Here is a 13890-nt window from a genome sequence, read left to right as displayed (position 1 = left end):
ATGCCTGCTGAGGGTCCGCGCAGCGCCAAGCTCAACTCTCGATGGCTGACGGTCATTGGCATCGGCGAGGACGGTTTAGCCGGTCTCGGCGACGAGGCCAAGCAGCGGATCGCCGAAGCGGAATTCATCTTCGGCGGCAAGCGGCATCTGGCGCTTGTCGCGTCCTTCGCCAAAGGCAAGCCCTGCCCCTGGCCGGTCCCTTTCGATGCGGGAATGAGCGACGTGCTGGCGCTTGCTGGCAGGCGCGTCTGCGTGCTCGCCTCCGGCGATCCCTTTTTCCACGGGGTCGGCGCCACTCTCGCCCGCAAAGTGAAGCCGCAGGCGATGCATGTCATCCCCGCGCCGTCAGCCGTTTCGCTGGCGGCCGCTCGCCTGGGCTGGGCACTGCAGGACATCGAGACGATCTCGCTGCATGGCCGTCCGCTCGACCTGATCCGGCCGCTGCTGCAGCCAAACGCGCGCATCCTGGCATTGACGTCGGATGCCGAAGCGCCAGCGGCAATTGCCCGCCTGCTCACCGAACTCGATTTCGGCGCCTCGCGGCTGACGGTCCTGGAGGCACTTGGCGGGCCAAAGGAAACGCAGCGCACGGCTCGCGCCGATGCCTTCGCCCTCGAAAACATCAATCCGCTCAACGTGCTGGCGGTCGAAATTGAATCCGGCCCGGATGCACGTATTCTGCCATTGGCGTTCGGCCTTGCCGATCATCTCTTCGACCATGACGGCCAGATCACCAAGCGCGAAATCCGCGCCATCACCCTTTCGGCGCTGGCGCCGAGGCGTGGCGAATTGCTGTGGGATATCGGTGCCGGCTCCGGTTCGATCGGCATCGAATGGATGCTGGCCAATCCCCTGATGCGCACTATCGCCATCGAGGCCGACCCGACCCGCGCCGCCCGCATCCACCGCAACGCCGCCGCCTGCGGCGTTCCCGGCCTTGTCGTGGTGGAAGGCAGCGCCCCCAAGGCGCTTGCAGGGCTGGACACGCCGGACGCGATCTTTGTCGGCGGCGGCGGCAGCGACACCGGCGTGTTGAAGGCCGCCATCAAGGCGCTGCGCCCTGGCGGCCGTCTGGTCGCCAATGCGGTGACGCTGGAGATGGAAGCCCTGCTTCTCGCCCAGCACACGAAACTCGGTGGCGATCTCACCAGGATAAACATTTCGCGCGCCTCGCCCGTTGGCTCGATGCAGGCATGGCGGCCGGCGATGCCGGTCACCCAGTGGAGCTGGGTGAAGCCATGATAGTCGCGGGCATCGGCAGCCGAAAAGGCGTGAGCGTTGAAGACGTGCTTGCCGCGATAGAAACTACCCTCGAAGCACATGGGCTGGCGATGACTGCGCTGTCCGCTTTGGCGACAACCGAGTTCAAACGCCGCGAAGAGGCCATTTTCGCCGCCGGCCGTGAACTCAATCTCCCTGTCATAGTGGTGGATGTCGCGGGATCCGAACCGTCGCTCCCCCTCACCCAGCCTCCGCTTCGCTCGGCTGACCTCTCCCCGAGGGGAGAGGAGACTACCAGCGCCGGCGCCAGTCTCTTCTCCCCAACGGGGAGAAGGTGGCCCGAAGGGCCGGATGAGGGGGCCGCCTCGCGCAGCCTCTCGCAAGATCTGGCCGGCACGCCGTCGGTTTCCGAAGCGTCAGCCCTCGCCGTTGCCGGCGTCGGGGCAAAACTGCTTGGCCCCCGCACCGTGTTCGGCCCGGTCACCTGCGCCATCGCCATCAGCGGAGATGCTGAATGACCGTCCATTTTATCGGCGCCGGTCCGGGCGCCGCCGATCTCATCACGCTGCGCGGCGCCAGGCTTCTGGCAAGCTGCCCGGTCTGCCTCCACGCCGGTTCGATCGTCGCTCCCGAATTGCTGCAGCATTGCGCACCGGGAACGAAACTGATCGACACCGCACCGATGTCGCTCGACGAGATCGAGGCCGCCTATCTCGACGCACATAACGCCGGCCATGATGTCGCCCGCCTGCATTCCGGCGACCTCTCGGTGTGGAGTGCCGTTGCCGAGCAGATCCGCCGGCTGGAAAAGCACGGCATCCCTTACACGCTGACGCCGGGCGTTCCTTCCTTCGCCGCTGCCGCTGCCGCGCTGCGCCGCGAGCTGACCATTCCCGAGATCGCGCAAAGCCTGGTGCTGACCCGCGTTTCCGGCCGCGCCTCAAAGATGCCGCCCGGCGAAACGCTGGCCGGTTTCGGCCGCACCGGCGCTACGCTTGCCATTCATCTGGCCATCCACGCCATCGATCGCGTCGTCACCGAGCTGACGCCGCATTATGGCGGCGATTGCCCGGTGGCGATCGTCTTCCGCGCCTCCTGGCCGGATGAGCGCGTGCTGACCGGCACGCTGGCGACCATCGAGGCACAGCTTGCCGCCGATCCGATGGAGCGCACTGCGATCATCTTCGTCAGCCGCTCGCTGGCGGCGGAAGGCTTTGGCGAGAGTTCATTGTACGACGCCCATTATCAGCGGCGCTTTCGCGGACGGGACGGATTGTGAGCGGCAGCACCAAAGACAACGGCGAAAACGCCACGCTCGAACAGGCGCTCGCCCGGCTGAACTTCAAGCCGCGCCGGCTCGAGCCTGGCCATGTCTGGCTGGCCGGCGCCGGTCCTGGTGACCCCGGCTGCCTGACCCTGGAAGTGCTGGCAGCGCTGACCGAGGCGGATGCGCTGGTCTACGACGCGCTCGTCTCGCCGGATGTCGTCGCGGTGGCCGCAAACGCCGAGCTGTTCTTTGCCGGCAAGCGCGGCGGAAAACCGTCGATGAAGCAGGACGACATCACCGCTTTGCTGGTGCGGCTGGCGCGCGAAGGCCGCCGCGTCGTCAGGCTGAAGGGCGGCGATCCCTATATTTTCGGCCGCGGCGGCGAAGAGGCGCTGGCACTCGCGCGCGAAAACATCCCGTTCCGCGTGCTGCCCGGCCTGACCTCGGGCCTCAGCGCGCTGGCGGCCACCGGCATTCCGGCCACCATGCGCGGCATCAACAAGGCGGTGATCCTGGCGACCGGCCACGCCGCCGGCACCGATGACGACATCGACTGGGCAGCAATCGCCCGCACCGGCCAGCCTGTCGTCGTCTATATGGGCATGGCCAATCTGCCGCTGATCGCAGCCGCCCTGCTCGACGGCGGGCTGGCGCCATCGACGCCGGCGGCGGTGATCGTCGCCGCGACGACGCCGCAGGAACGAACCGTCGTCGCCACGCTCGCCACCATCGCCGAGGAAGCCGCCGCCGCAGGCCTTGCCTCGCCGGCACTGATCGTCGTCGGCGGCATCGTCGCCATGCGCGCGGCATTGATGGGGCAAGCATGACCGCCCGCGCCATCATCATCGGCGCGCCGCGTTCCGGCTCGGGCAAGACCAGCGTCACCATCGGCATCCTGCGCGCACTCACCCGTCGTGGACTGAAAGTGCGTGGCGCCAAATCCGGGCCTGATTATATCGACCCCGGTTTTCATACCGCGGCCACGGGGCTGTCCGGCGTCAATCTCGACAGCTGGGCGATGCCGCCATCGCTGCTCAATGCGCTCGCCGCGCAACAGGCCGACGACACCGATTTCGTCATCCTCGAAAGCGCCATGGGCCTATTCGACGGCATTCCGGCCGCGCCGGGGCGCACCGGCTCTGCCGCCGACCTCGCCCGGCTCTACGGCCTGCCGGTGCTGCTGGTGCTCGACGTGTCCGGCCAATCGACCACGGCGGCGGCCGTCGCCAAGGGGTTTGCCACCTACGACCCGGATGTGCGCATGGCCGGCGTCGTGCTTAACCGGCTGGGCAGCGAGCGCCACCGCCGGCTGTCCGGCGACGCCATCGAGGCGATCGGTCTGCCCGTCGTCGGCGCCATCCTGCGCGATCCCACGCTCAATTTGCCCGAACGCCATCTCGGCCTCGTCCAGGCCGGCGAGTATGATGATCTGATGGCGCATCTCGACCGACTGGCAGACATGGCGGAGAAATCGCTCGATCTCGACGCGATCATGGCGCTGGCAACGCCCCTCACCCCGGCAGTTGGTGACTTCGACGGCGCGCTGCAGCCGCCCGGCCAACGCATCGCACTGGCCGAGGATGCCGCCTTCACCTTCCTCTACCCGCATGTCGCCGCCTACTGGCGCAAGGCCGGCGTGGAGATCGTTCCGTTCTCGCCGCTCGCCGACGAAGCGCCCGACCACGAGTGCGATGTCTGCTGGCTGCCCGGCGGCTATCCCGAGCTTCATGCCGGCAAGCTCGCAGCGGCGGAGACGTTCAAAACCGGCATGGCAGGATTTGCCGCAACGAAGCCCATTCACGGCGAGTGCGGTGGCTTCATGGTGCTTGGCGAAGCGCTGGAGGATCCAACCGGCGAAACGCATCGCATGCTCGGCCTGCTCGGCCACTCCACCAGCTTCGCCAAGAGAAAAATGAACCTCGGCTATCGCGAGGCGCGGCTGCGCGCCGACTGCCCGCTTGGCTCACAGGGCGCGCTGATCCGTGGCCACGAATTCCACTATGCGCAGATGACAGCCACCGGCAATGATGAACCTTTGGCCGACCTCGCCGACGGCCAGGGCAATCCGATCGGCGCTTCCGGCTACCGGCGCGGTCATGTCAGCGGCACCTTCTTCCACGCCATTGCGAGGGGCTAGAACAAGATGCCGAAAAATGGCGACCGGTTTTCGGAAAAGATCAGGCTCATGGTCCGGAACATCATCGTTTCGCCCCGGCAGATCCTCGATGACATCGCGCACTGCCTGGTGTTTTTCACCAGACTGCCGCTCCCCGTCTTCGATTTTCGCGGCCGCAGCCTTGCCGCCGCGATCTGGGCCGCCCCCATCGCCGGCCTTGTCGTCGGCCTGATCGGCGCCATCGTCTTTGCCACGGCGGAACGGTTTGGCCTTGCCATGGGTCCGTCGGCAGCCCTTGCCCTTGTCGCAACGGTGATCACCACCGGCTGCCTGCACGAGGACGGGCTTTCCGACGTCGCCGACGGCTTTGGTGGCGGCAAATCGCGCGGACGCAAACTGGAGATCATGCGCGACAGCCGCATCGGCGCTTATGGCGCCATGGCGCTGGCTCTATCACTGCTCATCCGCTGGAGCGCGTTGTCGCAATTGGTCGACCCAACGCAGGCTCTCTTTGCCCTTGTTGCCGCGCACGCGGCCTCGCGTGGCATGCTGGGCGCCTTCATGCATCTCTTGCCCCCGGCGCGCGACGACGGCCTCTCGGCCGGCGCCGGCACCGTCTCGCTTGAAATAGCGATTACTGCTGCCGTGCTTGGCGCCATCCCGCTCGTGCTGCTTGGGCTCGGCGGCGCCATCGCCGCGCTGATCCTGCTTGGCCTGCTGTTCGCCGCCTTCCATGCGCTCTGCCTCAACCAAATCGGTGGCCAGACCGGCGACACGATCGGCGCCTTGCAGCAAGTGAGCGAAATCGCGGTGCTGCTCGTCGCTTCCGTAGCCCTCTCTTGATTCCCTTTGGCCTGATTCCCCTTGATTCCCTTCCGGAGACCTTGCCCCCATGCCCTTCAAATCCCTCGATGAACTGCGCGCCGCTTGCCTCGATCTGCCCGCCGGAAGCGATACGGCCGCAAAGGCCGTTGCCAGCCGCCAGGACACGCTGACCAAGCCGCAAGGCAGCCTCGGCCGGCTGGAGACCATCGCCGCATGGCTGGCGCGCTGGCAGGGCCGCGACATGCCCAGACTGGACCGGGTGAAGGTGTTCGTCTTCGCCGGCAATCACGGCGTCACCGCGCAAGGCGTGTCGGCTTTCCCCTCCGAGGTGACCGTGCAGATGGTGGCGAATTTCGCCGGCGGCGGTGCTGCCATCAACCAGCTCGCCCGTATCGCCGGCGCCGAACTCGACGTCATCCCGCTCGATCTCGATCATCCGACCGGCGATTTCACGCAAGTGCCGGCAATGGATGAGAAGTCCTTTCTCGCCGCCGTCTCAGCTGGCTATGACGCAGTGACGAAAGACCTCGACCTCGTCTGCTTCGGTGAAATGGGCATCGGCAACACCACGCCGGCGGCTGCCATTTCGGCGGCGCTATTTGGCGGCGGCGCGGAAAAATGGACCGGGCGCGGCACCGGCGTCGACGATGCCGGCCTGAAGCGCAAGGTGGTCGCCATCGAAGCCGGTCTCAAGCGCCACGCCGCTGCCCTCGCCGATCCGCTGGGCATTGCGGCTGCACTCGGCGGCCGCGAACTCGCCGCCATCTTCGGCGCCACGCTGGCCGCCCGTCATCTCGGCATACCCGTGCTGCTCGACGGCTTCGTCTGCACCGCAGCCGCAGCCCCGCTGGCAAAGCTGCACCCGACCGGCCTCGCCCACACCATCGCGGCCCATGTCTCCGCCGAATCCGGCCATCGCGGCCTTCTGGAAGCACTTAGCCTGCCGCCGCTGCTCGATCTCCGCATGCGTCTTGGCGAAGGCTCCGGCGCCTGCCTCGCGGTCAACATCGTCCGCTCGGCGCTCGAGTGCCATGCAAGGATGGCAAGCTTTGCCGAGGCGGGGGTCTCGGAGAAGTAGATTCGCAACGCCCGGATCACACCCGATGAATGAGCCCTCGCAGATATTCGGAGACCCCAAACAGGGTCTTCGGGATATTCTTGCTCGGATTATCCGGGATTTCGACAGCAAGAGCGGAGCGTTTACCGGGCTGACGTACAATTCGCCGTGGATACTGGCAACGCAGGATTGGGCAGAGCGATCAGGCCATACGGTCGAAGAGCTGTGCGAGATGATTTCTCAGTGGCGGATTTCGATCTTTTCTGGCGAGCAGACCGGCCCGAGAATCGTTCAGGTTTTTTGAAGACCTCCACAGCGCGGCAGAAGAGTGGAGAACCGAGACAAATTACGTCGATCCACCCCTGCCTTATGATCCTGAAAAGGCAAAATTCCCCAATCGCAAAGAACTGAAAGCCCATACTCTGAAGGCATGGAGTTCTCTGGGATTAGCGACGCAATGGCATAGCTACGACGCCAGAGACCTTAATTTTAGCGGAATTTTTGAAGACAGATTCGGTCACGAAATCAGATTCTCGATGACTTTCAAGCTCGCATATGGCGGCCCCATAAGATTGTGGTTCCAATTTCCTTACTATTCGGAAGGTGATCCGACGCACCTAAACCTCTTGATTCTTTCGGGCTGGTTTGTGTGTCAGGACCTCCGTTTGCCCGAAGAACCCGATCTTAAATGGATCGTCGGTAAAAGCAGGACAAACTTCGACGCCGTCGACGGCGTCTTGGCCATAGTGCGGGCAATCCTCAGCTATTTGCGGCCCACGCTTCAGTAGCCAGCCTGCCACCGCTGCTCGACCCTCGGCAGGCTCGCGCCGCCATCGACACATGCTTAAGACGCGCCAAACGCGTCTCGCTTTCAGGGTCTTTCCACCAATTTTTGAAGAATTTGGTGGGTGCGCACAGGATTGAACTGTGGACCCGCTGATTAAGAGTCAGCTGCTCTACCAACTGAGCTACGCACCCACTCGGCCGGCAAAAACCGGCGTTGGCGGGCATATAGCCGCCACCATCGGTCATGTCTAGCCCTGCCGGAATCATTTCCCGACAAATCGCTGAAGTGCCGCACGTCTCAGACGAACAGTCTGCCTTCCGCCACCTTCACCGCATGGCCGCCAATGCGCGCCGAGGCCAGTTTTCCGGCCTGCACGGTCAGTTCGAGGCGGATGCGCGACGGCCGGCCCATCTCCAGGCCCTGCTCGATCCACAGCTGTGAAATGCCATCGGTCGGGCCGTCGAAATGCATGATGGCACCGGCAAAGGCGGCCGCTGCCGAACCCGTCGCCGGATCTTCGTACGAAGGTGTGCCGGGCACGATCATGCGCACATGGAAGGCGCTTTCGTGGTTCACCGTCTCGCGGCAATAGACATAGGGGCTGGCGAAGGCCCAGTCGCTCTTGCGCGGCGCCAGTTCCGACCACGCCTGGTTGTCCAGCTTGACCCGTCCGGCCGCTTCGAGGTTGGCGACCGGAATGGTCACATAGGGCACACCCGCCGACCAGAAGGCGACGCGGTGATTCTCGAAGCCGATTTCATGCGGCGCCAGGCCAAGGGCGGCACCGATCGCCTGCGGATCGGCCTCCAGCTTCAGTGGCTCCGGCAATTTCGCCAGGTCGAACTCGGCAAAGGTCGCGCCATCATGCGTGCTGACGGCGCAGCGCACCGGGCCGATGTTTTCTTCCAGCACGAAGATGCCGGCCCCACCCTCGCCGGAGAGTTCCGCAAGCGCGATTGCCGACCCCACCGTCGGATGGCCGGCGAACGGCATTTCATAGTCGGGCGTAAAGATGCGGATGCGGTTTTTATGCTTGGGATTGTCCGGCGGCAGCACAAAGACCGACTCGGACAGATTGAATTCGCGCGCGATGGCCTGCATCGCTGCCGTGTCCAGACCTTTGCAATCCAACACCACCGCCAGCGGATTTCCGGCCAGTCGCTCGGTCGTGAACACATCGTAAAGCAAGTAATTCCGGGTTTGCATTCCTGCCTCAATCCCAACATGGGCGAAATTTAATTTGATATTTGAACCAGTAAGCCTGATCTGTGCACAGATAGGGACGTTACGCATCATAGGGGTCCGACGTGGACCAAATTGTCAATCTGCCAAAGACGGAATCGGATTCCGCCATCGAGACGGCGCTCGGCCTCGATAAAAACGGGCGGAGCAAGTCGCGCCGGCGTGGCTGGCTCTATGCGTTGCTGACCCTGATCGTGCTTGCCGCCGGCCTTGGCCTCTACCAGTGGTATGCGGGCACGCCGGCAAGGATTGATTACACCACAACCCCCGCCGCCAAGGCCGACCTCACCGTCCAGGTGTCGGCGACGGGCACGCTGCAGCCGCTCACCCAGGTCGACATTTCAAGCGAATTGTCCGGCATCATCCGCTCGGTCTCCGCCGAGGAGAACCAGCAGGTCAAGAAGGGCGACGTCCTGGCGACACTCGATACGGTGAAACTCGAGGTCCAGATCGAACGCGCCGAGGCATCCGCCAAGGGCGCCGCTGCCAATGTCGAAGACGCCACGGTGACGCTGGCCGAGAACGAAAGCGCGCTGGTACGCGCGGCGGCCTTGACAAAACGCGGCATGGCGACCGACCAGTCGCTCGAGGCGGCAACCGCGACGCGCGACCGCGCCAAGGCGGCGCTCGACAGTGCGCAAGCCAATCTCGCCATCGCCCAGGCCGACCTCAAGGCGCAGCAGACCGACCTTGCCAAGAGCACGATCTACGCGCCGATCGACGGCATCGTGCTGACGCGTTCGGTCGACCCCGGCCAGACCGTTGCCTCCTCGCTGCAGGCGCCGGTGCTGTTCATCATCGCCGCTGATTTGCGGAACATGGAACTGGTGGCGGCGGTCGACGAAGCCGACATCGGCGCCGTCAAGTCCGGTCAGCACGCGCGTTTCACGGTCGATGCCTTCCCGGACCGGCCGTTCGATGCCGAGATCCGCGACATCTCCTATGCCTCGGTCACGACAGATGGCGTTGTCACCTACAATGCGCGGCTCGAGGTCGACAACAACGAGCTGTTGCTGCGCCCCGGCATGACAGCCACCGTTTCGGTCGTCACGAGGGAAGCCAAGGGCGTGCTCACCGTGCCCGCCACGGCCTTCCGCTACCGCCCGGTGCAGCAGGCGGCCCGTGGCTGGAGCCTGAGCGACCTGTTCACCGGCCGTATGGGTCGTCCCGGCGGCAATCGCCAGCGCCAGGCCGCGACCGCCCCCACCGATGGCTCGCGCACGCTCTATGTGCTGGAGAACGGCCGGCCGCATGCGGTCAACGTCAAGGTCGGCTCGACCGATGGCGAACTGACCGAGATCACGTCCGGCCTGGAAGAAGGCGCCCAGGTCATCACCGCCTCGCAGCCGCGGAGCTGACCCGTGGCCGCGGGTGGTGCCCTCATCACCTTTGACAAGGTCTGGAAAAGCTACGGCCAGGGCGAGGCCCGGGTGCATGCGCTGGCGGGCGTCGACCTTGCCATCAGGCGCGGCGAGTTCGTCGCCATCATGGGCCCGTCCGGTTCCGGCAAGTCGACGGCAATGAACATCATCGGCTGCCTCGACACACCGACGGCCGGCACCTACTCCTTCATGGGTGTCGATGCCGGCCGGCTCGATCGCAACCGCCGCGCCATGCTGCGCAACCTCTATGTCGGCTTCGTCTTCCAGGGCTACAATCTGCTGGCGCGCACCACGGCGGCCGAAAACGTTGAACTGCCGCTGATCTATCGTGGCGTGGCTAGCCGCGAGCGCCGCGACCTTGCCATGCAAGCGCTGGCCCAGGTCGGGCTTGTCGGCCGCGAGCATCACACGCCAGCCGAACTCTCCGGCGGCCAGCAGCAGCGCGTGGCGATCGCGCGCGCCATCGTCACCCGACCGACGCTGCTCGTTGCCGACGAGCCGACCGGCAATCTCGACACCGCCCGCACCCACGAGATCATGGAGCTGCTGACCCAGCTTAATACCGAGCTTGGCCTGACCATCGCCATGGTCACGCATGAGGCCGACGTCGCCGGTTACGCCGAGCGCACCATCCGCTTCCTCGATGGCCACGTCGCCTCCGACACCATGAAGGTAGAGCTGGCATGATCTGGGAAACCGTCCGCCTTTCGCTGCGCTCCATCCGCCGCAACGTGCTGCGCTCGTTCCTGACGCTGCTCGGCATCGTCATCGGCGTTGCCGCGGTCATTGCCATGCTCACCATCGGCTCGGGCACCACCGAAAAGGTCAAGGCCGACATTTCCAAGCTGGGCAGCAACCTGCTGGTCGTCCGTTCCGGCCGCCCGGCCGGCCCCGGCGGCCCGGGCGGGCTCGACCAGGTGGTGCGGCCGCTGGCCGAAAAGGACCTCGAAGCACTGGTCGCGCATTTGACGGGCGCGCGCGCCATTTCGCCGGCCTCGCAAAAGCAGGTTCGTGTCATCTTCGGCACCGAGAGCCTGACTTCGGGCGTGACCGGCACCGACAGCGCCTATCTCGACGCACGCGACTGGAAGCTGGTTTCGGGCCGCCCGTTCAGCGATTCCGAAACCCGTTCGGGCACCGGCGTCTGCCTGATCGGCGAGACGGTGCGCCAGCAATTCTTCGGTGCCGGCGACCCCGAGGGCGAGATCATCCGCGTCAACCGCACCTCCTGCAAGATCATCGGCCTGCTCGAACCCAAGGGCTATACCGGCTTCGGCCAGGACCAGGACAATGTCGTCTTGATGCCGCTGCATGCCTATCAACGCCGCATCGCCGGCAACCGCGACATCGACAACATCTACATCGCCGCCGACGACCGCACGCCAACCAGCGAGCTGCAGCCGCGCGTCGAGGACATTTTGCGCGATGCGCGCCGTATCACGCCGGACCGCGAGAGCGATTTCGGCATCCGCGACATGACCCAGATCGCCGACGCCATGGCCAGCGCCACCACCACCATGACCGGCATGCTGGGCGCGGTCGCCGGCGTCAGCCTGCTGGTCGGCGGTATCGGCATCATGAACATCATGCTGGTCTCGGTCACCGAGCGCACGCGCGAGATCGGCATCAGGCTGGCCATCGGCGCGCATGAAAAACACATCCTCATCCAGTTCCTGGTCGAGGCGACGGTGCTGTCGCTGCTCGGCGGCATCATCGGCATCCTGATCGGCCTGGCGCTGGCCGGCCTCGCCGCGGTGACGCTGACGATACCCTTTGCGCCCAGTCCGGCAGTCATCCTGCTCGCCGTCGGTTTTTCCGCCCTGATCGGCATGGTTTTCGGCTTCTTCCCGGCGCTGCGCGGCGCCAGGCTCGATCCGATCGACGCGCTGCGGCACGAATAGAGCGGCCGAACGAGCCACGGGATGCCATCCTCGCCAAAGAGCAACGGTCAGGATTCTTGCGGCGGCGCGATCTTGCGCGTTGAAACGGGACCGAACCGCCAGCCCAGATTCACCGCAAGGCCGGCGAGCAGGATCAGCACCAGCCCGGCGCCTTGCATGGCCGTCAGTGAGCGGCCGAAGACGAGGAAATCGGACAACAGGGCAGCAACCGGATTGAGGAAAGATCCCGCCGCGATGACTGTGATAGGCAGCTTGGGATAGGACGAATAGAGCAGGATATAGACGATCCCGGTGTGGATGACGCCAAGGCCGACAAGCCAGCCCCACATGCCATTGCCACCGGTTTGAAGTGCGGCCAGATCGACGAACGGCGCGAAAACGATGACGCCGATGAGGCAATGAATGGCGCTGAGAACGCTCGGCTTCACCGATTTGACGGCTCGCGTGGTCAAGGTGGTGGCGGCATAGAATAGCGACGCGACAAGCGCCAGGCCGACGCCGACAAGCCAGTCATGATCCGCCCTGATAACGCCGAGTTTCGGTACGATCGTCAGGACGAGGCCGAGAAAGGCGACGCAGATCCATCCCAGTTTGTGCCGCGACAGCCCTTCCTTGAGCAGCAATGCCCCCGCCAGCACGATCCAGAACGGTTGCAGATGATAGATGATCGTCGCAAAACCGATCGATGTCAGCTTGAAGGCCTGGAACAAAGCCACCCAGTTCAGCACCAGGCAAATGCCGCTGACGAGCACGAGCGGCCACAGTGTCCTGTCCGTGATGAGGAGGCTCTTCCATCCCTCTCGCAGGACGCTCCATCCAACAAGCGCTATCGCGCCGAAGACACAGCGAAAAAAGATGACGTTGAGCGTCGGCTGGCCGGCCTCGATGGAAAACAGACCCGCCGTGCCTGAAATGGCCATCCCGGCGGAAAGCATGATCGTGGCTCGTGCCAGCGCCGGTTTGACGTCCATTGTTGTTCCTTTTGCGGGGATCCATTCCGACACCCTGCCGGCACATCAATTCCGGGGCAGCCGAACTCCGGAAGAGCCACTCGCAAAATGCCACTCGACCAGCGGCGTGATATCAGCGATGAGGCTGGATCGGTTCCGTTATGGCTGAAGCAAGGACAGAGAAATGAGCCGTAAAGCGCGCGTATTGATCGTGCTCGCGATAATCGAGGCGGCCCTCGCAGGCATCTGGTGGTATCTCGCCCGTTACGGCATGGCCAATCCCGACCGCGTCACATCGGATTTCCAGGCGGTCGTCGGCCAGACCATGGGGATGGCCATGGGTGGGTTGCTGGGCATCGGCTTTATCTTGTTCTTCGTCGCCGCCCGCAATGATCGCAAGGCGGCGCAAGACAAGACGGGTCGCTAATCCTTGCCGGCGAAATGCCATTCGATCAGCGGCTTCATATGCGGCGATAGCCCCTCCGGCAGATCGGTGGCATGGCGGATGATCACCGGCCCCACGATCTCCGGATCGGTTTCGCTGGCGGCAAAGGCTGAGATTCGGCGCGCAATCTCATCGGCCGGCTCATCGACATGATAGCGACGGAAAATGACCGTGCCGCTCACGATCGACAAAGCGTGCCAGCGCGAGCCGCGTCTGGCGGCCGACAGGTCGAGGCCGGTCTCCTCGCGCACCTCGCGGATCATGTTGAAATCGACATCGACCAGACCGTCGCGGAAATCGATCGGCTCGAACGAGCCGGCGGCAAAGTAGACGCTGCCGGCTCCCACTGTTTGCGGGCCCATGCGGATCGCTACCAGCGCATTGTCGCCGGCCACCAGCATGGCATGGGCATAGGCGTGCTCGGCGCCGGAATTCTCACGCCGCTTCCGCCAGAGCATGAAGGTGGAGTAGTTGACCGCATGGCAGCGGCCGACAAGGCGATTGTCGCGCCAGGCAAGCTGCGAGAGCAGCACCACCATGCCGTCGAACAGCGCCGGATTGGCAGCTATCTCGCGCTGCCAGTTCTCGATGATCGCCTCCTCGTTGTCACGGGCGAACGGATGCGGTCCTGGGTCGAGCCGGACGTCGATGGCATCGACCGGCAGGATGACATTGCGCGGCAGGTCGAAACTCATGC

The 13890-nt window shown here is 64.7% G+C and carries 15 protein-coding genes and 1 tRNA gene; 12 read left to right on the top strand and 4 right to left on the bottom strand.

Annotation, left to right across the window (positions count from 1 at the left end):
• Genes cbiE through AC1DX4_RS20730 form a run of 8 tightly spaced genes read left to right on the top strand, consistent with a single transcriptional unit; the run spans position 1 to position 6790 of the window.
• Positions 1 to 1242, top strand: a complete 1242-nt coding sequence (gene cbiE, locus AC1DX4_RS20765; protein WP_477222064.1) for a precorrin-6y C5,15-methyltransferase (decarboxylating) subunit CbiE — start codon at positions 1 to 3, stop codon at positions 1240 to 1242.
• Positions 1239 to 1739: a cobalamin biosynthesis protein gene (locus AC1DX4_RS20760; RefSeq protein WP_477222063.1), complete on the top strand. Its 501-nt coding sequence runs from the start codon at positions 1239 to 1241 to the stop codon at positions 1737 to 1739. Before cbiE ends, AC1DX4_RS20760 begins: the two co-directional genes overlap by 4 nt.
• Positions 1736 to 2500, top strand: coding sequence for a precorrin-4 C(11)-methyltransferase (cobM, locus tag AC1DX4_RS20755; protein WP_477222062.1), 765 nt, complete (start codon positions 1736 to 1738; stop codon positions 2498 to 2500). Before AC1DX4_RS20760 ends, cobM begins: the two co-directional genes overlap by 4 nt.
• Positions 2497 to 3315, top strand: a complete 819-nt coding sequence (gene cobA / locus AC1DX4_RS20750) for a uroporphyrinogen-III C-methyltransferase (protein ID WP_477222061.1) — start codon at positions 2497 to 2499, stop codon at positions 3313 to 3315. Before cobM ends, cobA begins: the two co-directional genes overlap by 4 nt.
• Positions 3312 to 4625, top strand: a complete 1314-nt coding sequence (locus tag AC1DX4_RS20745; protein WP_477222060.1) for a cobyrinate a,c-diamide synthase — start codon at positions 3312 to 3314, stop codon at positions 4623 to 4625. Before cobA ends, AC1DX4_RS20745 begins: the two co-directional genes overlap by 4 nt.
• Positions 4626 to 4673: 48 nt before the next feature.
• Positions 4674 to 5447: an adenosylcobinamide-GDP ribazoletransferase gene (cobS, locus tag AC1DX4_RS20740; protein WP_477222059.1), complete on the top strand. Its 774-nt coding sequence runs from the start codon at positions 4674 to 4676 to the stop codon at positions 5445 to 5447.
• 49 nt (positions 5448 to 5496) lie between these two features.
• On the top strand, positions 5497 to 6507 hold the full coding sequence (cobT, locus tag AC1DX4_RS20735; RefSeq protein ID WP_477222058.1) for a nicotinate-nucleotide--dimethylbenzimidazole phosphoribosyltransferase: 1011 nt from the start codon (positions 5497 to 5499) through the stop codon (positions 6505 to 6507).
• A gap of 25 nt (positions 6508 to 6532) precedes the next feature.
• A complete protein-coding gene (locus tag AC1DX4_RS20730; protein WP_477222057.1) occupies positions 6533 to 6790 on the top strand; it encodes a hypothetical protein in 258 nt (85 codons plus the stop codon).
• A 598-nt stretch (positions 6791 to 7388) separates the two neighbouring features.
• Here the strand turns inward: AC1DX4_RS20730 and AC1DX4_RS20725 are convergent.
• Positions 7389 to 7464 (bottom strand) — tRNA-Lys (locus AC1DX4_RS20725).
• 106 nt (positions 7465 to 7570) lie between these two features.
• Complete coding sequence (locus AC1DX4_RS20720) at positions 7571 to 8479, bottom strand: PhzF family phenazine biosynthesis protein (protein WP_477222113.1); 909 nt, start codon at positions 8477 to 8479, stop codon at positions 7571 to 7573.
• A 101-nt stretch (positions 8480 to 8580) separates the two neighbouring features.
• Here AC1DX4_RS20720 and AC1DX4_RS20715 point away from each other — a divergent pair, with 101 nt between their 5' ends.
• The 3 genes from AC1DX4_RS20715 to AC1DX4_RS20705 are packed head-to-tail and all read left to right on the top strand — an operon-like array spanning position 8581 to position 11798.
• The gene (locus AC1DX4_RS20715) at positions 8581 to 9873 is read left to right on the top strand and encodes an efflux RND transporter periplasmic adaptor subunit (RefSeq protein ID WP_477222056.1); all 1293 of its coding nucleotides are present in this window, start codon (positions 8581 to 8583) and stop codon (positions 9871 to 9873) included.
• A gap of 3 nt (positions 9874 to 9876) precedes the next feature.
• Entirely contained in the window at positions 9877 to 10584 is a 708-nt protein-coding gene (locus AC1DX4_RS20710) for an ABC transporter ATP-binding protein (protein WP_477222055.1), read from the top strand.
• A complete protein-coding gene (locus tag AC1DX4_RS20705) occupies positions 10581 to 11798 on the top strand; it encodes an ABC transporter permease (RefSeq protein WP_477222054.1) in 1218 nt (405 codons plus the stop codon). Before AC1DX4_RS20710 ends, AC1DX4_RS20705 begins: the two co-directional genes overlap by 4 nt.
• 47 nt (positions 11799 to 11845) lie before the next feature.
• On the opposite strand, the gene AC1DX4_RS20700 is transcribed toward AC1DX4_RS20705, so the two are convergent.
• Complete coding sequence (locus tag AC1DX4_RS20700) at positions 11846 to 12769, bottom strand: DMT family transporter (RefSeq protein ID WP_477222053.1); 924 nt, start codon at positions 12767 to 12769, stop codon at positions 11846 to 11848.
• A 163-nt stretch (positions 12770 to 12932) separates the two neighbouring features.
• On the opposite strand from AC1DX4_RS20700, the gene AC1DX4_RS20695 reads away from it, so the two are divergent.
• Entirely contained in the window at positions 12933 to 13175 is a 243-nt protein-coding gene (locus AC1DX4_RS20695; protein ID WP_477222052.1) for a hypothetical protein, read from the top strand.
• Here AC1DX4_RS20695 and AC1DX4_RS20690 read toward each other — a convergent pair.
• A complete protein-coding gene (locus AC1DX4_RS20690; protein ID WP_477222051.1) occupies positions 13172 to 13888 on the bottom strand; it encodes a hypothetical protein in 717 nt (238 codons plus the stop codon). The genes AC1DX4_RS20695 and AC1DX4_RS20690 overlap by 4 nt on opposite strands.
• Positions 13889 to 13890 lie beyond the last annotated feature (2 nt).

It is taken from the genome of Mesorhizobium sp. P3_A8 (genome assembly GCF_056402995.1).
Note: the sequence above shows the minus strand (reverse complement) of the source record. Positions and strands in the feature narration are given on the sequence as shown.

Bases quoted from the DNA above. Each gene is read 5' to 3' on its own strand.
- cbiE (WP_477222064.1), top strand. From the start codon at position 1: ATGCCTGCTGAGGGTCCGCGCAGCGCCAAGCTCAACTCTCGATGGCTG.
- AC1DX4_RS20760 (WP_477222063.1), top strand. From the start codon at position 1,239: ATGATAGTCGCGGGCATCGGCAGCCGAAAAGGCGTGAGCGTTGAAGAC.
- cobM (WP_477222062.1), top strand. From the start codon at position 1,736: ATGACCGTCCATTTTATCGGCGCCGGTCCGGGCGCCGCCGATCTCATC.
- AC1DX4_RS20745 (WP_477222060.1), top strand. From the start codon at position 3,312: ATGACCGCCCGCGCCATCATCATCGGCGCGCCGCGTTCCGGCTCGGGC.
- cobS (WP_477222059.1), top strand. From the start codon at position 4,674: ATGGTCCGGAACATCATCGTTTCGCCCCGGCAGATCCTCGATGACATC.
- cobT (WP_477222058.1), top strand. From the start codon at position 5,497: ATGCCCTTCAAATCCCTCGATGAACTGCGCGCCGCTTGCCTCGATCTG.
- AC1DX4_RS20730 (WP_477222057.1), top strand. From the start codon at position 6,533: ATGAATGAGCCCTCGCAGATATTCGGAGACCCCAAACAGGGTCTTCGG.
- AC1DX4_RS20720 (WP_477222113.1), bottom strand. From the start codon at position 8,479: ATGCAAACCCGGAATTACTTGCTTTACGATGTGTTCACGACCGAGCGA.
- AC1DX4_RS20705 (WP_477222054.1), top strand. From the start codon at position 10,581: ATGATCTGGGAAACCGTCCGCCTTTCGCTGCGCTCCATCCGCCGCAAC.
- AC1DX4_RS20700 (WP_477222053.1), bottom strand. From the start codon at position 12,769: ATGGACGTCAAACCGGCGCTGGCACGAGCCACGATCATGCTTTCCGCC.
- AC1DX4_RS20695 (WP_477222052.1), top strand. From the start codon at position 12,933: ATGAGCCGTAAAGCGCGCGTATTGATCGTGCTCGCGATAATCGAGGCG.
- AC1DX4_RS20690 (WP_477222051.1), bottom strand. From the start codon at position 13,888: ATGAGTTTCGACCTGCCGCGCAATGTCATCCTGCCGGTCGATGCCATC.